This is a genomic window from Aliiruegeria sabulilitoris (genome assembly GCF_001558155.1).
In the GTDB taxonomy this organism is placed as follows: Bacteria; Pseudomonadota; Alphaproteobacteria; order Rhodobacterales; family Rhodobacteraceae; genus Tropicimonas; species Tropicimonas sabulilitoris.
Genome location: NZ_LOAS01000012.1, coordinates 19482 through 39147, shown reverse-complemented (window position 1 = coordinate 39147; position 19666 = coordinate 19482). Strand labels below are relative to the sequence as shown.

Here is a 19666-nt window from a genome sequence, read left to right as displayed (position 1 = left end):
CCCTACCAAGAATAGTTTTCAAGCAGGCCCCAAGGAAGCGGGACTCGCAGGAGTTCGCCAAAGAAGGCCTGGATGACGACGACGGCAAGAAGCGCGATCAGAATCGACGACTTCCAGTATGCGGCGCCTCGCAGCCAGACCATCAGCCCGGTCAGCACAGCGCCACCGGTTATGATGAAGCCCAGCCAGTCAGACAGCAGGATATAGAACACCAGGGCCGCCAGAACTGCGAAGAAGTTGCCGACATGCCGCGGCGAACGCATCCAGTCGGCGATCGTTACAACGGGCGTTGCAGACCACTCTTTGGCGCCCTTGACGACCAACACCACCCCGGAAAGGCCCATCAGCGCCGCGATAACGCGCGGGAACAGGTCCGAGCCGTAAGTCTGGCCGTACAAGCCGGGATAATCCCGGGTCAGATAGAAGAGCAGTAGCGCAAACAGGATGAAGAACACGCCTGAAACGGCATCGTTGAACTTCAAGGGTCGACCCTCATTTCCGGTGTGGGAGGATTGGGCGGAAGGAGGGGTGCTCCCTCCGCCCAGCTTTGCGGAAAGGCGCGGTTACTTCGCCAGACCCGCCTTTTTCATCACGTCGCCAAAGGCCTCGTCGTTCGCCTTCATGAACTCATAGGCCTCGTCGGACGGGCGCCACTGCATTCCGAAGCCACGCCCATCCATAAACTCTTTGTATTCCGGGCTGTTATAGGCTTTTTCGAGAGCCGGAACGAGTTTGTCCACGACCTCGTCAGGCATCCCCTTCGGGCCCGCGATCGTACGCCAGACGCCGATCGTCCAATCCGATCCCGTCGCCTCCTTCAGGGTCGGCACGTCGGGGAAAATCCCCAGGCGCTCGTCGCCCATATTGGCAAGCGGGGTCACCTTTCCGGCTTCGATCAAGGCACGGCCTTCCGCCAGCGACGAGGTGATGTAGTCAACCCCGCCTGCGACCATGTCATTGAGCGCTGGCGCCGAGCCTTCGCTGGGAACCCAGGGCACCTTTGCCGGATCGACCCCTTCCGACAGCAGCCAACCGGCCGCGCCAAGGTGCCAGATGCCGCCCTGGCCAGTTCCCGACGCCTTGAAGGTGCCGTCTGGCTCGGCCTTGATCGCGGCTATCAGGTCAGCGGCCGTTTGATACGGAGAATCCGAGCTGACCATCAGGCCACCGGCATCGAAGTTCACCTGGCCGATAACGGAGTAGTCCGCGTAGCTCAGCTCGGTCAGGCCGACCCAATGCATCATGGCGATTTCCACGGTCACCACGCCCAGCGTGTAGCCGTCAGGCTTTGCCGTGGCGATGGCCGAGTGTCCGACAACGCCGCTGCCACCGGTACGGTTGACCACGTTCACCGGTGTGCCGAGTTCCTGCTCCAGAAGGTTGGCAAAGATGCGTCCGACCGCGTCCGTGCCGCCGCCCGCGCCCCACGGGACGATTATGGTAATCGGCCGCTCGGGCCATTCAGCCTGTGCCTTGGGTGCGCCAAAAGCTGCAAACGCTGCAACAGCCATTGTCGCGCTCTTCAGAATCGTACGCCTTTTCATGCGTGGTCCCTCACTTTTTCATCGACCATTGTGAGCTGGCATGTCTCAGGGCCAGCCCGGTGTTCGGGTTTCTTGTTCTTTGATTGCCGGAAATGTCCTGTAACCGGACGGACTCCGCCCAAACGGCAATCCCACCCATTCCACGAAGAAGCTTGGTCATCGCCACTTCCTCCCTATACGCGCAAATGCGCGCATGCTTGCTTCGCTGTGCCATATATGTGTGCATGCTGAAGCTCGGCGCTCCTCAACGCCGCTCCGCCATCGCTCGATTTTTCTGGCGGATATCGGGAGGATAGATAGGTGCAAAGTGCAGTAAAGGGTAATACCCGCACCCATCATGCGGGTTTCCGCAAGCGCCCGGTCACCCTTGGGAATTGAGGTCCTGATGACGGCGGCCGGGCAACGTGCGGCATTCACAGGCAAGCCCGGCCTTGTGCCATGTATTCATAATACAATGTCGGGAAATTCGGACTCGGATCTGACCTGCATTACCGTCACCTCAAGTTCCGGGGAACAGGTCATGCGGCAAATCGCCTGTCTCAGAGAATTGGCATGTCCGGTCACCCCGGTCCAATGCTCCCTCTCAGATGCCTGTCATCCCGGAATTTCTTTCTGAGCAAACCGGGCAATCCGGCCGCCGCGGAAGGTCCATCTCCTGCCACTCGGCCGCGAGTGCATCATAGAGCAGAAGGCGCCCGGTGAGCGCGCTTTGGCCTCTCACCAGCAGGTGGAGCACTTCGGCCGCCTGCATGGAACCGATCGTGCCGGTGAGCGGCGCGAACACACCGAGGCTCGCACAGCGATCCTCGTAGACAGGGCTGTCTTCCGGAAACAGGCACGCATAGCAGGGAGAGCTTTCCTGACGCGGATCGTAGACGGAAATCTGCCCTGCGAACCGGATTGCCGCGCCACTGACAAGGGGTTTGCCCAGAGCGAAGCACACTCGGTTCACAGCATGCCGGGTAGAGAAATTGTCGCTCGCCTCAACGACCACGTCCGCCTGCCGCACAAGCTCCGGTAGCTCCTCCGGCCCGACCCGCGCCGGAACCGCGTTCACATGGCAGTCCGGGTTGAGAGTCGCCACCTCGATCCGGCTCGACTCGGCCTTGTTCATGCCGATCCGCGCCTCGCGGTGCAGAGTTTGGCGTTGCAGGTTCGTCATGTCGACATCATCGCCATCGCAGATGGTGAGCTGGCCGACCCCTGCCCCCGCCAGATACGTTGCAACCGGAGACCCAAGCCCGCCGGCGCCAATGACGAGAACATGGCCGGAGAGAATCCGCTCCTGGCCCTCGATATCGATATCCTTGAGAAGAATATGGCGGCTGTACCGCAGCAGTTGGCGATCATCCATTGGGCACTTCCTGGGTCAGCCTCCCCCGCGACGCATGGCAAGGTCCATGCGTTTCAGCATCGCCTTGCGTTCTTCCTGGGTTCCGCCGGTGAAGCGAAGCCGCGCGGTGAGCGTCGGCAAACGCATCAGCGCGATCACCCGGTCGGGACCGGGCTCAAGCTGGATTTCGATCCGGGCCCGGCTGTCTGTCACAAGGAAATCTGTCGGACCGCCGGAAACGCCCTCGGGAAAGGCAAGCCGCAGGCCGTGCGCATATTCCGCGAGTGTCGCGGAAACCTCGCGTTCAAGAAAGCTCAGCGCGTCCGACACCCCTATCCCCCGGCAACCGGCGGCCAGATCGCCAGCACTTCTCCGTCCTTGAGATCGCGCTGCGCCCGGTCCTCCGGCTTGATGAAAACACCGTCGACGAGCACCAAATGCACCAGCCTGTCCGGCAAGTGGAACCGTTCGATGATCGCGGCAACGGACTCGCCATCGCCGATGTCGATATCGATCTGGTTGGCCTGCGCTCCTGACGGCAGAAAGTCCGAAAGGCTCGCGAAGAGCTTGAGTTTTGCCTGCATCCTAACCTGCCAATGCGCCCGGTTGCTGCGCGCAGGCAAGATAGGCCTCCGACAGGCGCAGGGGTTCCTTCATCAGGACATCCTTCCATTTTCCCAAAGCCACCCTCCCTTGGATCAACCCGCGGACTACGCCCACATGCTGCGTCAGGCCGATCGACGTCGCTCCGATCAGAACGTCGCCATCGAATTGCAACGAGATGTAGCGGTGGCGTTCCGGGTCGGAAAGCTCGACACTTTCCCCACCTTCCACGCCTTCCCATTGTCCGAAGGAGCTGGAAATCAGGCCGAGCGTGTCGAGCACGTTGATCGGCAGCACACCGTGCATGCGCGCGTCCCGACCGGCCATATTGAGCGCCGCAGCGCGCGCTTCGTCCACCGCGTTGGGCTGAATGGCGGAGAAGAACGGCTTGCCGGTGAAAAAGTCGGGCGCGGCGACCACGTCGCCCGCGGCAAAGATGTCGGGCACCGATGTCTCCATCCGATCGTCTGTATGGATGCCGTCGGTGATGTCGATGCCGGTTCCTTCGAGGAACTCGACATTCGGCCGCACACCGGCCGAAATGATCACCGCGTGGCATGCGATCTTCTCGCCACTGGACAGGGTCACCGTCAGTTCGTCCTCGTCGGCATCAACATACGCGGCGGCCGGTTCCGGGGCGTCCTCGTGACCGGTCAACTTCTCGATGACCGATTTCAGGAAGGACTTGCTCTCCGTCGATGCCGGCCTATCCGCATCGGTCAGATCGATGCGTTCGATCTTGGTGCTGGTGACGACATTGATGCCCTTCTTCTGCACCCAGTCCTTGATCATGCCCCCGGCCTCGGAGGTCATCATGCGCGGCACCATGCGGTCTCCGAGTTCGACAACCGTCAGGTCCGTACCACGCAGGCTCAGGGCTTCCATGATGATGCAGCCGATGAACCCCGCCCCCAGTTGCACCACGTGAGCCCCCTGTTTTTGTGTCAGGGCGGCGATGTGGCGGGCATCGTCCAGCGTCCAGCAGGTATGAACGTTGGGCAGGTCGACCCCCGGGATCGGCGGCAGGATTGGCCGCGCGCCCGTGGCGATCAGAAGCTTGTCATAGGTCTCGGTGCTGCCGTCCTCGAACTGGACGGTCTTGTTCGACGGATCGACCCCGGTGGCGCGCCCAACCTTCAGCTCGATCCCGAGCTTCTCGAAATGGCCTTCGGTCTTGCGCAGATAGGTGCCGGACTCGTCGATATTCTCTTCGAGCAGATAGGGGATCGCCATCCTGGAATAGGGAGGCTCGGGTTCTGCCCCGACAAGCGTGATCGAACAGGTCGGGTCGGTCTTGCGGATGGTCTCTGCCGCGACCACGCCGGCCGGACCATTCCCGAGGATGAGATGTTTCATGATTTCCTCTTATGCCTCGCTCCATGGGCAGAAAGGATTCATAGCCCAATCTGGCGGACGCTCCCCTTTCGTGAAGAAAGGGATGCGTCCGCGTCCTTTTGGAAGTCTGCCTGCGGCTCGGGTCAGAGACCGAGACGCCCGAGCGTTTCCGCCTTGGGTTTGCCGTCGGTGTCCCATCCCCGAAGCTCGTAATACTCCGGCAACATCTCCGGCACACCGGACACCAGCCCCTTGGCCGGGCCTTCCTTGGCCGGCTCGGTGGTCAGGCGCTCGGGCAGCTTGTCGTCATCCTTGGTCAGACCGGCTTCGAGGTTGAAGACCTTCTCCATGTTCCAGATCCGCTCACCGACCTCGCTGAGCTTCTCCAACGACCAGTCCCCTTCGCAGGCAGCGTCGATCTGCGGCTGAATGTCGGCCAGCGTCCACGCGAAACTGGTGAAGATGCACAGGCCGGAAGCGTCGAACGCCGCTGTCGCATCCTGGAACGCCATCACCAGACCCGGCTTGCCCTCGGTCGTCAGGGGGTCGGTCTTCTCCGGGATCCCCAGCACTTCGGAGGACACGGTGTAGGACCGCAGGTGGCAGGCGCCCCGATTGGACGTGGCATAGGTCAGGCCCATGCCCTGGATGGCGCGGGAATCGTAGGCGGGGAATTCCTGCCCCTTCACGCTCATGGACAGCTCAGGGCGCTGGTACTTCTCGCACAGCCGTTTCGAGCCCAGGCCGATTTCCTTGCCGAACCCGACGCCGTTCGCGGTCATGTCCACCAGCTCGGCAAGCGCCTCGGCCGAACCGAATGGCGCGGCAAGTCCGATGGTCTCGTCGTCAAGAACGCCGATCTCATAGAGTTCCATCACCGCACCGATGGTGGCTCCGAACGAGATCGGATCCATCCCCTGCTCGTTGCAGATCAGGTTGGCATATTGCAGCACCTCCAGATCGCCGACCCCGTTGGCAGCACCGAGCGCCCAGGCCGCCTCGTATTCCAGGCCGCCAGACGCGCCCCAGTATTCGGGCTTGTTCACGACGGTGAAGTGTTCCTTGTCGATCTTTGAGATCCGGCCGCATCCGATCGTGCATCCGAAACAGGCTGCATTGGTGATCAGTTGCGCCTTGCCATCGGACTCGCGCGGCTTCGCCATCGCCTCGGCCGAAATATCGTTGGCTTTCTCGAACTGAACGTCACGATGGTTGCGCGTTGGCAGGGCCCCCATCTCGTTGATGACGTTCATCAGCACCTGCGTTCCGAAGCTCGGCAGGCCCTCGCCCGTCACAGCGTTCTCCGCGAGGATCTGCTTCTTCTCCTCCGTCACCTTCATGAAGGCGGGGAAGTCGTGAATGCCCGAGAGTCCCCGGGTTCCACGAAGCGCAACCGCTTTCAGGTTCTTCGATCCCATGACGGTGCCCACCCCCGAACGTCCGGCGGCACGGTGCAGGTCGTTCACGATACAGGCATAGAGAACGCCGCTTTCGCCGGCCTTGCCGATCGAGGACACACGGATCAGCGGATCCTGGTTCTCCTTCTTGATCTGCTCCTCCGTATGCCAGGTGGAGGTGCCCCAGAGGTGGGACGCGTCGCGCAGTTGGGCGGTCTCGTTCTCGACCATCAGGTAGACCGGCTTTTCGGACTTGCCCTCGAAGATGATCATGTCCCAGCCGGCGAACTTCATCTCGGCCCCGAAATACCCGCCTGAGTTGGAGCAGGCGATGGCGCCGGTCAGCGGCCCCTTGGTGATCACGGTATAGCGCCCGCCGGTCGAGGCAACGGTGCCCGTCAGCGGGCCGGTTGCCATGATCATCTTGTTCTCGGGTGCGAGCGGATCGACTGTCGCGTCAACTTCCTCGACGAAATACTTCGTCGCGAGGCCACGAGACCCCAGATAGTCCATCGCCCAGTCCATGTTGAGATCTTCGGGCGTGCAGGTGCCGTCCGTCAGGTTGACGCGGAGGACTTTTCTTGTCCAAGCCATGATTTATCCCTCCCTCACAGACTGGCTTCGTTGGCACGGCCGGCCCACTGGCGCATGCGGTCGAGGCCGGTCCAGTTGGAATCGACATATGTGATCGCATCCGTCGGGCAGGCCTTCACGCAGGCCGGGTCGCCGCCGCAAAGATCGCATTTCTGGACCTTTCCGGTCTCGGCGACATAGTTGATCGTTCCGAAGGGGCAGGAAATGGTGCAGACCTTGCAGCCGACACATGCGTCGTCATCCACCACCTTTGCGCCGGTAATCTTGTCCAGGCCGATCGCGTCTACCGGGCAGGCATGCATGCACCAGGCTTCGTCGCATTGCGTGCAGGTATAGGGAACCTGTCGCCCCTGATCTTCGAAATTGAAGACCTTGATCCGCGATTGAGACGGATTGAGCGTGCCTGTGTTCTCGTATGAGCAGGCCATCTCGCATTGCAGACATCCAGTGCATTTGACTGGATCGATGAACAAAGATTTTTGCATTGAGCTACATTCTCCCTTCGAAAAGTCCCATAGCCCAAGCAACATTCGCAGACGTCAATTCGACTGAGCTGGCTCCTCGTCCTCCGGAAAAATCCGGTTGGCCACCACCTTGATCCCGCGCGTTTTCTGGGCTCCTCCCTCCCGAAAGTGACAGAACCAAATGCCAACTGTCTATAGTTTTGCCATGTCCACACGGCTCCAATCCACGAAGCGCATTGGAGAATTCCGCCATTATCTATTTTTTTCAATATCTTGAATGCACGGATCGCATCGGAATTCGAACATCACTCCGACCGAGGAAATCACCCGTCAAACCGGGACAGTCTTGCAGAATCCGCTGAACGAACCCAGCCAGGCCAATTGCTCGCAGAAAGATCTCGTTGCCCGACGGCCCTTTGTGATCGTGAGCGCGAGCGCGAAGGTGGCAACCGCACGAACACATGTCGACTTTTCAGTTCCTAGCAAACCGGGAAGCGATCAGCCCCAACGCCGGGACGTCGCAGATACCAACAGCCGGTTCCGGTTTGTCGAAAGAGCGACCAAGCGCTGGCGAGGCCATCTCGCACCGGGCAAGCGTATGAATGGCCGGATGCTCCGTCGCGCTTCAAATCCCCGAGCCCCACGTGTTTGATGGCACGCTGCAGAGCTGGTGGACCAAGTTCGTCATTGGGGGCCTGCTCTTCTCGTTCATCATGCTGCAGAAGGCATTGGGATGGGCGACGACCAACGGAAGAAGACCAACAAACGACTCCGCCACGCAATCATGAATTTCACCTCGTCCGGCGGCTTTGCCGAGCGGGCGCTGAACAGCACGATGCAGGTTGTGGAACAGCTCGGGCTGGGCATTGTCGCCGGCAAATACCCGCAAGGCACGCTGATCCCGTTCGACCCCGACCTGGAGGACATGTTCGGCGTCTCGCGCACGGTTATCCGCGAGGCAAAGAGGATCCTGGTCGCCAAGGGTCTGCTGGAATCCAAGGCCAAGGTCGGCACCCGAGTGCGTCCGGCGACCGATTGGAGCATGTTCGATGTCGATGCGCTGCGCTGGCACGCGTCGCTGCGCCAGTCGCGGAGATTCCAGACGAGTTGTTCTAGATCCGCCTGGTCTTCGAGCCGGCTGCGGCCGCGATGGTCGCCCGGCGTGCCGAGCTCGAACAATCTTCCATCCTCGACGCCCGGGTCCACGCCCTCTCGGAGGCCGCGACACGCCGGGAGTTCATTGCCGAGGATCTCGGGTTTTACACCGCCATCCTCGGCATGACCGGCAACAGGGTCATGCATTCGCTGGGCGATCTGGTGCAGACCACGCTCGCAACGGTGCTCGCACGCGAAGTGCACGCACGGACCAGTTTCCGCAGCCCGGAGGCGCTGGAACAGAACGCCTCCGACCACCGCGCCATTGTTCAGGCGATCGCCGATCATGACCCGGAACGCGCCTATGCGGCGATGGAACACGTCATCCGCAGCGCTAGGGAAGACCTCGCGCCTAAAGCTCCGCCTCCGCCGTTACCTTCACTTGCAGATCGGCAATTGCCGCGTCGGCTGTTTCGGCAGCGACCGCCGCCATTCATTGATGATCGGCTGCAGTTTGTTCTTTGGCCAGAATTTGGGAGCGCCGATTGCATTGAGACATGCCGCGTTCCAGTAGAGCCCGGAGCGCGACAGGGAGCTTCCCTTCTTCACCGCCCTTGCAACGGCATTGATGTCGCCGGATTCAGGGTAGATGTAGAGCGTCGTCGGATTGCCCTCCACCAGCGCGAGGATTTCCCTTGAGTCGGAAGGCGACCAGGTTGTGCAGCCGTTGCTGCGCCCGCCGGTGTAGTTCACCAATTCGCCGTACGGAACATATCCCTCGCTGTCGGCATTGGGGCTGCTCGGGTTCTTGTAGCGGCACTGCCATTTCAGGAAAACGGCAGGATGTCCGCCGATGGCCCGCTCCCTTGCATTTTCCGTTTCGCCTTCCCCGTCAAACAGCAGGAAGGTGCGATGGAACGGTCTTCTCTTGCCCGACTGGCGGTAATAGCCCTTGAAGGACGTCCGTGTTTCGGCCGTTACGTAGGACCCGCCCATGGTCAGCTTCGACCCCTCCGCGTTGGAGAAGTTCTTCGCGCATTGCCGGCCGTTCGAGAAATCCGCGCGCCGCAATTTTCGCCCGTTGCCATAGCCCGACGAAACCGCGCGGAAAGATTTTTTGGATTCGCAGATGATGTAGAACCGGCGGCCCGGCTTGCCGCTGGGCGCGGTGCTCGGGCGCGTCGCATCCTTGGCAAGGTAGCAGGGATTCGAGACCACGCCCCGGCGCAGTTTCTGCAGGTAGAGCGCACGTGCCCTCTGCAGGATCACCGGGGCGATCTGGCCATCGCCCGTACCGACATGCTTTTGTAACCAGGCCGGAATCTCCGTGCCTTGCGCAATCGTCTGGGTTGGGAATGCCCCGGTCAAAGCGCCAATGATCATGGCAGCCGCGGCGAGACGGAGTGACTTCAACAGCAACGCGCAAATCTCCTGCTAGAACATCCTCGCCCCCAGCATACCACAAACCGATCCGATGAAGACGCCCCTGCGCTGGTTTCCTGCAACTTTCGATCGAGGCGCTCCGAGGCATTTGGTCGGGAAAAGCGGCAACCTCCGTCCCGCGAAATGACAGAAGGCGCCCGTTGGGACGCCTTCCGACTTGCTTTGCAGTGACTTGTGATCCGGATTACTCGGAGAGCACGAAGGGTGCAGTATACTTGTCGACGTTGTCCGGGGTGATCAGCAGGCAATCGAAGAGCTGCTTTTCCTCAGCGACCATCGGCTCGCCGTTCTTGATGTAGTAATCGGCCTGCTTGACGGCTTCAGCGGAGAAGACGGCCACGGGCTGGAGAACCGAATAGGCCATCTCACCGGCCTTGATCGCTTCCACGGCATCAGGCGAGCCGTCGAAGCCACCCACGATCACGTCGCCGAGCTTGCCGGCTTCCTTCAGCGCGGCGATCGCGCCAAGGGCCATCTCGTCATTGCCGGAGATCACGGCGGTGAAGTCCGGGTTCGCCTGGATGATGGACTGCATCTTGTTGTAGCCTTGGGTCCGGTCCCAGTTGGCCACTTCCTCGGCGACCTTCTCGAGGCCCGGATACTGGCTGATCACGGTCTCGTAGCCGTTCGAGCGGGTGGCGGCGTTGTTGTCGGCCGGGTTGCCGAAGAACTCGACATACTTGGCCTCGTCGCCTACCAGCTCGACCCACTGCACCGCGCCCATTGCAGCGCCCTGCGCGTTGTTGGACACCAGCTGACCGATCGCAAGACCGCTCTCGTTGATCTCGGCATTGACGAGGAAGACGGGGATGCCCGCCTCGATCGCCTTCTTGACCGCACCGATGGAACCGTCGGCATTGGCCGGATCGAGGATGATCGCGGCGGATTTGTTGGTGATCGCGGCGTCGATCAGGTTGCTCTCGACATTGGTGTCGCCCTTGTGGGCGGAGACGTTGGCCTCATAGCCCATTTCGATTGCGGTGGCCTTGGCGACCTCTCCTTCGGTGAACCAGTATGGGTTCGCCGGGTCTGTCACGATGATGGACATCAGGCCTTCGGCCCAGACCGAGCCGGCCATCAGGGGCAGAGCGGCGGCGGCGGCGAGCAAGGCGCGTTTGGTGACTTTAATCATTTGGGGTCCTCTCCCTCTTGGTTGCGTTACGCCGGAAGTCCGGCGGCGCTTCCCGCGCCAGGCGTCTCCTCCGACGTCCCTGGCGCGAAAACTTGCGATATGGCGATTGGGTTTCGGCTCAGCGGCCGCCCTTTCCGCCGTACTGGATCGAGTTGAGCATCACGGCGAGCACGATGACGGCGCCGGTGAAGACGGTCTGCCAGTAGGACGAGACACCGATGATGACGAGCCCGTCCGACAGGAAGCCGATGACGAAGGCGCCGAGCATGGTGCCGCGCACCGTACCACGCCCACCCATCAGCGAGGCACCGCCGACCACGACTGCGGCGATGGCGGTGAGTTCATAGGTGAAACCCGCGGTCGGGCCCGCCGAGGTGAGCTGCGAGCTGAGCACCAGCCCGGCGATGGCGGCGCAGGCGCCCGAGAGCATGTAGACGGTGATCTTCACCCGCTTGACCGGCACGCCCGAAAGCTCGGCGGCGTTCTCGTTGCCGCCCGACGAATAGAGCCAGCGTCCGAAGGCGCTCCGCGTGAGCATGAGGCCGGTCGCAATGGCAAGCAGGGCCAGGATGATCACCCCGATCGGCACGCCGGCGATGCGGTTGAAGCCGAGCCAGTCGAAACCCGTGTTGCCGAGCGAGGGATCGCCCGAGAGGTTGTTATAGGTCAGCCCGTTGGTCATCAGCAGCGCGACACCCCGGGCCACATATAGCGAGCCTAGCGTGGCGACGAAGGCGGGCACCTTGAAATAGGCGATCAGCACGCCGTTCACCGAGCCCACGAAAGCGCCGAGCGCAATGGTGAGCAGCACTACCGCCCAGACCGGCGGGTAGAAGATGACCCCGGCCCATTGCAGTTCAACACCCTGAAGCAGGAAGCCCGCGAAGACGCCGGAGAGCCCGAGCACCGAGCCCACCGACAGGTCGATACCGCCATTGAGGATGACCAGGAGCATCCCGATTGCCAGCAGGCCGAAAATCGCCACGTGGTTGGCCATGATCAGGAAGTTGCCGATCGTGGCATAGTTGGGCGACAGCATGGAGAAGGTGATGATGATGGCGATCAGCGCGAAGAAGGCGCGGCCCTCGAGCAGCACGTGAACAATGCTGAAGTTTTCGCCGAAGAGCGCTGCAACTCCGCCGCTCGCGCGCTTCTTGTCCGTCGTGACGTCGGTCATGGTGCTTGCTCCGTTTCAGTGCGTCGCGGAGGAGTCGGTGTCCCGATCCATGTCCACGATGCTGCGTGCTGTGTGTTCGTCTATGATCAATCCGCTCAGCAGGCCGCTTTCGAGAACCGCCCGGATGGCGTCCACCTTGACCCGCCCGCCGGCGATGGCGACGATTCGGCGCGTGCGCAGGATGTCGAGTGGCAGCGTGAGAATGCGTGCGGTCACTTCGGTCGCAATGGGATTGCCATCCGCGTCGAAGAAATGACCGAGTGTTTCGCCCACGCCTCCGGTATCCGCGACAGCCTTCATCTCGGCAGGTTCCATCATGCCGGTGGTCACAAGCTCGGCTTCCGGAACCGTCGTTCCGATACCGGCGATCACCAGGTCGCTCTGGCCGGCCAACTCATAGGCGCGCGCCACTTCCCGCTGCTGGAGCAGGACCGACCGGTCGGCGGCACTATTGGCCATGAAGGGCACGGGCATCGCCTCGGCCTTGGCCCCGGTGATATCGGCCATGCGGTGGACGATCTCGTGCGGGTTGGCATCGGCATTCCGGGTGAGCCCGCCCATCAGGGAAACCAATCTCAGGTTCGGCGCCGGCCGAAGGGGGGGGAGGTTCTCGACGCAGGCGAGCAGCGTGCGTCCGTGACCGGCGCCGATCACGAGGTTCGAATTCTGAGCGATCTGCCCGCCGATGAATGCCCCGCCGGCCAGACCGAGCGGGCCGAGGGGCAGTTCGTCCGGATAGAGGTCGCTGACCACCTCGCAATATTCCAGGCCGAAAGTCTCGCTCAGGTGCTGCTGGAGATCCACCTCGCCCGAGGCGGCCATGATCTGCTCCTTGGTCGCATCAGGGCCGAACTCGGCCGAGATCTTGCCCTTGTGCATGACGATGATGCGATGCGCGATCGACAGGCATTCGTTGACCTCGGAGGTCGAGAAGAGCACCGCCAGCCCGGAGCGCGCGCCTTCCGAGAGAAGGCCGAACACCTCGGCCTTCGCGCCGATATCGATGCCGCGGGACGGCTCGTCGAGCAGGATGACGCCGGGCCCCGTTGCCAGCATCTTGCCGATCACGACCTTCTGCTGGTTGCCGCCGGAAAGCGAGCCGATGGCCGCATTGCCGCCGTCGGTCTTGATCGTGACTTCGCGGATCATCTTCTCGATGATCGCTTCCTCGGCCTTGCGCAAGGTAAACAGCCCCTTGGTGAAGGCGCCAATGCTGGCCAGCGACAGGTTGCGTCCGACGGACATGGTCTGCACCAACCCGTCGCGCTGCCGGTCCTCCGGTGTCAGCACCAGCCCCTTTCCGATCCGCTGGGCAATGGAGAGCCCTTCGATATCTTCGCCGTGCAGCTTCACCCGCCCGCTGGAGGGCTGGAGGCGCCCGGCAACACATTCCATGAGTTCGGTGCGGCCCGCGCCCATCAGCCCATAGATGCAGACGATCTCGCCCTGGCGCACGTTGAGCGACATCCGGTCCACGACCGAGTAGCCCTTGCGCCCCGGGGCAGGCACCGAGAGATTCTCGATCTCGAGCGCAACGGGGCCGAATTCGTAGCCATCCGGCGGCGAGCCGAGATCGAAGTTCTCGCCGACCATGTTTCGGACGATCCACTCCAGGTCGATCTCGGCGCGCGGCGCCTTGGCGGTCATGGCGCCGTCGCGCAGAACGACGGCATGATCGGTGATCTGCAACGCCTCTTCGAGGTGGTGCGAGATGTAGACGATGGAAACACCACGGGATTTCAGGTCCCGGATGACCTTGAACAGCACCTCGACCTCGGAAGCCGACAGCGCCGAGGTGGGCTCGTCCATGATCAGGATGCGGGCATTGACCGACAGTGCGCGGGCGATCTCGACAATCTGTTGCTGGCCGAGGCGCAAATCCTCGACCGGCGTGCGCGGGTCGATTTCCTCTTCAAGCTCCTGCATCAGTGCGCGAGCCTGGCGCTCCTCCTCGGCATAATCGACACCGGAAGGACCGCGGATCTCGCGGCCCATGAAGATATTGTCGCGCACGTTCATGTTGGGCGCGAGGCTCAGCTCCTGGTGGATGATCGAGATGCCGAGATCGCGCGCCTCGACGGTCGAGCCCAGCGTGATCGTGCGGCCTTCGAGCAGTAGCTCGCCGGAGGTCGGCGGGTAGACCCCGGAAAGGACCTTCATCAAGGTCGACTTGCCAGCGCCATTCTCGCCGAATAGCGTTGTCACCTGTCCACGATGTACGTCGAAATTCACCGCTTTCAGCGCCTTCACCGCGCCCCAGGATTTCGAAACATCCCGGGCCGAAAGCACGACGTCCGATGCGGCAGGCGTCCCGCCGGCGGTGTCGATCCGCGCTTGCTCGGTCATTTCTTCACCTCAAAGCTGACAGGGGTGATGAGCCAGTTCTTCGGGTTGATCAGGTTGAAGGCGCCGGTGAGCGCGACCGTCTTGCCCGGCAGGCCGTCGCGGTCGAGCCCTTCGAGAACCTCGGCCGCCATCGCCCGGTTGATGCCCGCGCCCGCGTTCTGATACTCGATCTGGTTCTTGAATTGCCCAAAGGCGATGTCGCCGGGAAAATCGCGCAGATCGGTTCCGTTGATCGCCGGGCCGGTCTGAACGCGGACCTTGGTGCCTTCGGGCAAGCCGTCGACATCCACATAGAAGATCCCGGATTTGCCTTCGCCCACGACGCCACTCAACGTCACTGGCATCACCGCGCCAATGCTCGTGGGCGTACCGTATTTCGCCATTGCCGCCTTCTTGTCCTCGGCAAGCTCGGTGGCGAGCTGAACCGCATCCGGCGCGCGGTCGACAACAGCTTCACGAATACGCGGGAATTGATCGACGCCATAACGGTCGGGGTTGAAGGCTTGCTGGCGCAGGTCTTCCTCGCCGCCAATGGCCACGACCTTCGTGTCCAACGCGATCGCACCAAGGACGACAACGACCAACGCCCCGAAGATCCATTTCTTCCGGTCGGGCTTCACGGCCCTGCGCCCATTGGAATCGGTTGCCGTCATATCGAGCCGCCCTCTCCTGTTGCCACATGCTCTACTGACCCCGAACACCGGCGTCGGGCGCATTGGCATCTACCCCGCAAACGCCTGAAAAGACGTTGCAAATCATATCCCAGAAGAAGGCCACTCCCTGCATCCCGCAGTTCGACCACTCTCCTCCCTTTGCCTCGTCCGGCAAGATCCGCGCTCCACCGCAATACCCTGCCGAGGCCTCCCATTGGCAGTCCACACTGCCGCAGGGTGATCCAACCATAGGTGAAAATTTTTTCTCTGTCTGCAAAAAAAATCACCCAATCCAAAAAAACCGTGCTAAGACACTTGGCAGGAGAGGACAGCCATTTCGGGCCATTCCCACTTCGTCGCCCCTTTGCGTTTTCAAGTATCGCAGGTGCGACGCGGACCCCGAAATCGGTGAAGAATCGATCATGACTCGGCCGCAGATATGGGTTTGGAAGCGCCGGTCAGGGAGGAATTCGGGTGATGGCCGAAAGCGACATCATCATTGGAATCGACGCTGGCACTTCGGTCCTGAAAGCCGTGGCCTTTGATCTCTCGGGACGCCAGATCGCGATTTCGGCGGTGCGCAATGCATATGATTCGGCCGAGAACGGCGCTGTCATCCAATCGATGCCGCGCACCTGGAGCGATTGCGTCGCGGCGCTGCTTGGCCTGCACGACAAGATTGAGAACCTCGCCCAACGTGTCGCGGCCATCGCCGTGACCGCTCAGGGCGACGGCACCTGGCTCGCCGGAAAGGGCGACGCGGCGGTGGCCGATGCCTGGATCTGGCTGGACGCCCGCGCCGCGCCGACGGTCAACGCGCTGGCAGCGAAACCCACGGACCGCGCGCGGTTCGAAGCCACCGGCACCGGGCTCAACACCTGCCAGCAAGGCGCCCAGATGGCGCATATGGACCGCCACTTCCCCGAACTGCTCGACGCGGCCGAGGTGGCGCTGCATTGCAAGGACTGGCTGTTCCTGAACCTCACGGGCGTGCGGGCGACCGACCCCTCGGAGATGAGCTTCACTTTCGGCGATTTCCGCAGCCGAACCTATTCCGACACGGTGATCGCGTCGCTCGGGCTTGCGCACCGCCAGCACTTGCTGCCGGAGGTGCTCGACGGCAGCCAGCAGACACACCCCCTCTCGGCCGAGGCCTCCGCCCAGACCGGGTTGCTCGCCGGGACGCCGGTTTCGCTGGGCTACGTGGACATGGTGATGACCGCGCTCGGCGCGGGCGTGCACACCGGCACTCCCGGCGCGGCCTGTTCGACCATCGGCTCGACCGGCGTGCATATGCGCGCCGTGCCCCCCGAGGGCGTGCGTCTCAACGCGGAAGGCACGGGTTATGTCATCTGCCTGCCGGTCCCGAACCTCGTGACCCAGGTTCAGACCAACATGGCCGCAACGCTCAATGTCGACTGGGCGCTCTCGCTCGCCGGCGCGCTGATTGCAGAATTCGGACCGGAGCCGAGCCATGCCGAGTTGGTCAAACGGATCGACGTCTGGATGGAGCGCTCGCGCCCCGGGCGCGTGATCTATCACCCGTATATTTCGGAGGCAGGCGAGCGCGGCCCCTTCGTCAACGCCAATGCCCGGGCGGGTTTCGCCGGCTTCAACGCCAACCATCGCTTCCCGGAGTTGCTGCGCGCGGTGATCGAAGGGCTGGGGATGGCGGCGCGGGATTGCTACGCGGCGATGGGCGACATGCCGAGCGAGCTTCGGATCACTGGCGGTGCCGCCCGCTCCACGGCGCTCCGGCGCGTGCTCGCCGCCGCGCTCGACACGCCCGTGCGGGTCTCCTCACGCGAGGAAGCCGGGGCGGCGGGCTGCGCGATGATGGCCGCAGTGGCAATCGGTGCCTACGAGACGATGGACGATTGCATCGCAGAATGGACGACGCCCCTTCTGGGCGCCCCCGAGAACCCCGACCCTGCATTGGTCGGAACCTATGACAACCTCTTCGCCGCCTATCGCGACGCGCGGATCGGCCTCGAACCCGTCTGGGACGAACTCGCCGCACTGCGCGCAGGCAGCGGTTGACAGAGCGGACGAAACGACAGGCTACGCGCAGGCGCGGCGACGGGAGAAAGCAGATGACGGATATTCCAAAGGTCGACCTCTTCGTGATCGGCGGCGGTATCAATGGCGCCGGGATCGCGCGGGACGCCGCCGGGCGGGGACTGAGCGTCGTGCTCTGCGAAAAGGGCGACCTGGGCGAGGGAACCTCCTCGCGCTCGGGAAAGCTCGTCCATGGCGGGCTGCGCTACCTCGAATATTACGAGTTCCGTCTCGTCCGCGAGGCGCTGATCGAACGCGAGGTGCTGATGAATGCCGCCCCGCACATCATCTGGCCGCTGCGGTTCACCCTGCCCCATTCGCCGGAAGACCGGCCCTTCTGGTTCATCCGCCTCGGTCTCTTTCTCTATGACCACCTCGGCGGGCGCAAGAAGCTCCCCGGCACCCGGCGGCTGAACATGCTGCGGGACCCGGAAGGCGCAGCGATCGTCGACAAGTATCGCCGCGGCCTGGAATATTCCGATTGCTGGGTGGATGACGCGCGGCTGGTGCTGATCAACGCGCTGGACGCGAAGGAGAAGGGCGCGACGGTCCTGACCCGCTCTCCCTGCATCTCGGCCCGCCGCGAAGACGGCGCTTGGCGGCTGACCACGCGCGATACGATGACCGGCGAGGAGCGCGAATTCGAAGCGAAGATGGTGATCAACGCCGCCGGCCCCTGGGTGACGGATGTCATCAACCGCGTCGCCGGTTCCAATTCCAAGCGCAATGTGCGGCTGGTGAAGGGCTCGCACATCATTGTGCCCAAGTTCTGGGACACGCATAACGCCTATCTGGTGCAGAACACCGACAAGCGCGTGATCTTCATCAACCCCTATGAAGGCGACAAGGCGCTGATCGGCACCACCGACATCTCTTATGAAGGCAATGCCGACGATGTGAAATGCGAGGAGGACGAGATCGAATACCTGATCGCGGCCTGCAACCGCTACTTCAAGGAAAAGCTCACCCGCGACGACGTTCTGGTCAGCTTCTCCGGTGTCCGCCCGCTCTTCGATGACGGCAAGGGCAATCCCTCGGCGGTCACCCGCGATTACGTCTTCGACATCGACGAGACGGGGGGCGCGCCGCTGCTGAACATCTTCGGCGGCAAGATCACAACCTATCGCGAGCTTGCCGAACGCGGGCTGAAGCGGATCGCCAAGTTCTTCCCGCAGATGGGGCCGGACTGGACCGAGGGCGCGCCAATGCCCGGCGGCGACATGGAGAACGCCGATTTCGAGTCCTTCCGCAACAAGCTGAAACAAGACTATCCTTGGATGCCGATGTCGCTCCGCCGGCACTACGCGCGGGTCTACGGCACGCGGATCGCACGGATCGTGGGCGAGGCGACCTCGGTCGAACAACTCGGGCGGCATTTCGGCGGCGATCTTTACGAGGCCGAGGCACGCTACCTCCTCCGCGAGGAATGGGCGAAGACGGTTGAGGACGTCCTCTGGCGTCGCACGAAACACATCCTTCATCTGAGCGCGGAAGAGCAGGCCGGTTTTGCCGAGTGGTTCGAAGCGCGCCTCGCGGAGGCGGCGTAACATGGGCCTGACGCTATCGCTCAACACCAACCCGCTGGTGAACCGTTTCGCGGAGCCCGACGATCTGATCGACGCGATCGCGCGCGACATCCGGCTTCGCGACATCCAGTTGACGCATGAATTCATCAACCCGTCCTGGCCCGCCCCGGTCATCCGCCGGCTGACACGGGACATGGCTGCCGCGCTTGCCCGCACCGGTGCGCGCGTGACATCCGGCATGACCGGCCCCTATGGCCGGCTCAACCATTTCGGCCACCCCGACCGGGACGTGCGCCGCTACTATATCGACTGGTTCAAGACCTTCGCCGATATCACCGCCGATCTCGGCGGCAGTTCGGTCGGCACGCAATTCGCGATCTTCACCTTTCGGGATTTCGATGACCCGGCACGGCGCGAGGAACTGATCCGCATCGCCATCGACAGCTGGGCTGAAGTGGCCGAGCATGGCAAGGCCGCCGGGCTCGATTTCGTCTTCTGGGAGCCGATGAGCGTCGGCCGGGAGTTCGGCGACACGATCCAGAGCAGCATGGAGCTGCAGGACCGGCTGAGCGCGGCGGACTTGGCGATCCCGATGTGGATGATGGCCGATATCGACCATGGCGACGTGACCTCGCCCAATCCCGACGATTACGACCCCTATGTCTGGGCCCGCACCGTGCCCCGTGTCTCGCCGATCATCCACATCAAGCAGAGCCTGATGGACAAGGGTGGCCACCGGCCATTCACGGCCGAGTTCAACGCCAAGGGACGGATCCAGCCGGAACCCCTGCTGGCGGCCTTTGCCGAAGGCGGCGCGGTAGATAACGAGATTTGTCTGGAGCTGAGTTTCAAGGAACGCGAGCCGAATGACCGCGAGGTGATCCCGCAGATTGCCGAGAGCGTCGCATTCTGGGCGCCCTATATCGACACCGGCATTCAGGACCTGCACCTCTGATGCGCAGCTTG

General features: G+C 62.6%; 18 protein-coding genes and 1 pseudogene. 5 read left to right on the top strand and 14 right to left on the bottom strand.

Annotation, left to right across the window (positions count from 1 at the left end; translation table 11 throughout):
* Positions 1 to 2: 2 nt before the first annotated feature.
* From AX756_RS12560 to AX756_RS12525, 9 genes are all read right to left on the bottom strand, one after another.
* Positions 3 to 482: a tripartite tricarboxylate transporter TctB family protein gene (locus tag AX756_RS12560; protein WP_068311715.1), complete on the bottom strand. Its 480-nt coding sequence runs from the start codon at positions 480 to 482 to the stop codon at positions 3 to 5.
* An 81-nt stretch (positions 483 to 563) separates the two neighbouring features.
* Positions 564 to 1511, bottom strand: a complete 948-nt coding sequence (locus AX756_RS12555) for a tripartite tricarboxylate transporter substrate binding protein (protein ID WP_231701053.1) — start codon at positions 1509 to 1511, stop codon at positions 564 to 566.
* A 43-nt stretch (positions 1512 to 1554) separates the two neighbouring features.
* Positions 1555 to 1704: a hypothetical protein gene (locus tag AX756_RS25645; RefSeq protein WP_156461487.1), complete on the bottom strand. Its 150-nt coding sequence runs from the start codon at positions 1702 to 1704 to the stop codon at positions 1555 to 1557.
* A 423-nt stretch (positions 1705 to 2127) separates the two neighbouring features.
* Positions 2128 to 2898, bottom strand: a complete 771-nt coding sequence (locus tag AX756_RS12550; protein ID WP_068311711.1) for a HesA/MoeB/ThiF family protein — start codon at positions 2896 to 2898, stop codon at positions 2128 to 2130.
* Between the two features lie 15 nt (positions 2899 to 2913).
* Positions 2914 to 3207 carry a hypothetical protein gene (locus AX756_RS12545; RefSeq protein WP_068311709.1) on the bottom strand — a complete coding sequence of 98 codons (294 nt, stop codon included), beginning with the start codon at positions 3205 to 3207 and terminating at the stop codon, positions 2914 to 2916.
* Positions 3208 to 3209: 2 nt separating this feature from the next.
* Positions 3210 to 3461: a MoaD/ThiS family protein gene (locus AX756_RS12540; RefSeq protein WP_068311707.1), complete on the bottom strand. Its 252-nt coding sequence runs from the start codon at positions 3459 to 3461 to the stop codon at positions 3210 to 3212.
* Between the two features lies 1 nt (position 3462).
* Positions 3463 to 4836 (bottom strand): NAD(P)/FAD-dependent oxidoreductase, encoded by a 1374-nt coding sequence (locus AX756_RS12535; RefSeq protein WP_068311705.1) that lies wholly within the window; start codon positions 4834 to 4836, stop codon positions 3463 to 3465.
* Positions 4837 to 4958: 122 nt separating this feature from the next.
* On the bottom strand, positions 4959 to 6806 hold the full coding sequence (locus AX756_RS12530; RefSeq protein ID WP_068311703.1) for an aldehyde ferredoxin oxidoreductase family protein: 1848 nt from the start codon (positions 6804 to 6806) through the stop codon (positions 4959 to 4961).
* A 14-nt stretch (positions 6807 to 6820) separates the two neighbouring features.
* On the bottom strand, positions 6821 to 7291 hold the full coding sequence (locus AX756_RS12525) for a 4Fe-4S dicluster domain-containing protein (RefSeq protein WP_068311701.1): 471 nt from the start codon (positions 7289 to 7291) through the stop codon (positions 6821 to 6823).
* Between the two features lie 712 nt (positions 7292 to 8003).
* Here AX756_RS12525 and AX756_RS26070 point away from each other — a divergent pair.
* Positions 8004 to 8552: a FadR/GntR family transcriptional regulator gene (locus AX756_RS26070; protein WP_068311700.1), complete on the top strand. Its 549-nt coding sequence runs from the start codon at positions 8004 to 8006 to the stop codon at positions 8550 to 8552.
* Positions 8447 to 8695 (top strand): annotated as a pseudogene (locus AX756_RS26785) (FCD domain-containing protein); the annotation flags it as partial. The gene AX756_RS26070 and the pseudogene AX756_RS26785, both read left to right, overlap by 106 nt.
* 108 nt (positions 8696 to 8803) lie before the next feature.
* Here the strand turns inward: AX756_RS26785 and AX756_RS12515 are convergent.
* From AX756_RS12515 to AX756_RS12495, 5 genes are all read right to left on the bottom strand, one after another.
* A complete protein-coding gene (locus AX756_RS12515) occupies positions 8804 to 9778 on the bottom strand; it encodes a murein L,D-transpeptidase catalytic domain family protein (RefSeq protein ID WP_231701052.1) in 975 nt (324 codons plus the stop codon).
* A gap of 214 nt (positions 9779 to 9992) precedes the next feature.
* Positions 9993 to 10940, bottom strand: coding sequence for a D-ribose ABC transporter substrate-binding protein (locus AX756_RS12510; protein WP_068311699.1), 948 nt, complete (start codon positions 10938 to 10940; stop codon positions 9993 to 9995).
* 118 nt (positions 10941 to 11058) lie between these two features.
* The gene (locus AX756_RS12505) at positions 11059 to 12117 is read right to left on the bottom strand and encodes an ABC transporter permease (protein WP_068311698.1); all 1059 of its coding nucleotides are present in this window, start codon (positions 12115 to 12117) and stop codon (positions 11059 to 11061) included.
* A 15-nt stretch (positions 12118 to 12132) separates the two neighbouring features.
* Positions 12133 to 14463 (bottom strand): sugar-binding domain-containing protein, encoded by a 2331-nt coding sequence (locus tag AX756_RS12500; protein WP_082739084.1) that lies wholly within the window; start codon positions 14461 to 14463, stop codon positions 12133 to 12135.
* Entirely contained in the window at positions 14460 to 15116 is a 657-nt protein-coding gene (locus AX756_RS12495; protein WP_068311697.1) for a DUF2291 family protein, read from the bottom strand. Before AX756_RS12495 ends, AX756_RS12500 begins: the two co-directional genes overlap by 4 nt.
* Before the next feature lie 477 nt (positions 15117 to 15593).
* Here AX756_RS12495 and AX756_RS12490 point away from each other — a divergent pair, with 477 nt between their 5' ends.
* Genes AX756_RS12490 through AX756_RS12480 form a run of 3 tightly spaced genes read left to right on the top strand, consistent with a single transcriptional unit; the run spans position 15594 to position 19655 of the window.
* Complete coding sequence (locus AX756_RS12490) at positions 15594 to 17156, top strand: FGGY-family carbohydrate kinase (RefSeq protein WP_068311696.1); 1563 nt, start codon at positions 15594 to 15596, stop codon at positions 17154 to 17156.
* A gap of 53 nt (positions 17157 to 17209) precedes the next feature.
* A complete protein-coding gene (locus tag AX756_RS12485; RefSeq protein WP_068311694.1) occupies positions 17210 to 18721 on the top strand; it encodes a glycerol-3-phosphate dehydrogenase in 1512 nt (503 codons plus the stop codon).
* Between the two features lies 1 nt (position 18722).
* The gene (locus tag AX756_RS12480) at positions 18723 to 19655 is read left to right on the top strand and encodes a sugar phosphate isomerase/epimerase family protein (protein ID WP_068311692.1); all 933 of its coding nucleotides are present in this window, start codon (positions 18723 to 18725) and stop codon (positions 19653 to 19655) included.
* Positions 19656 to 19666: the final 11 nt, after the last annotated feature.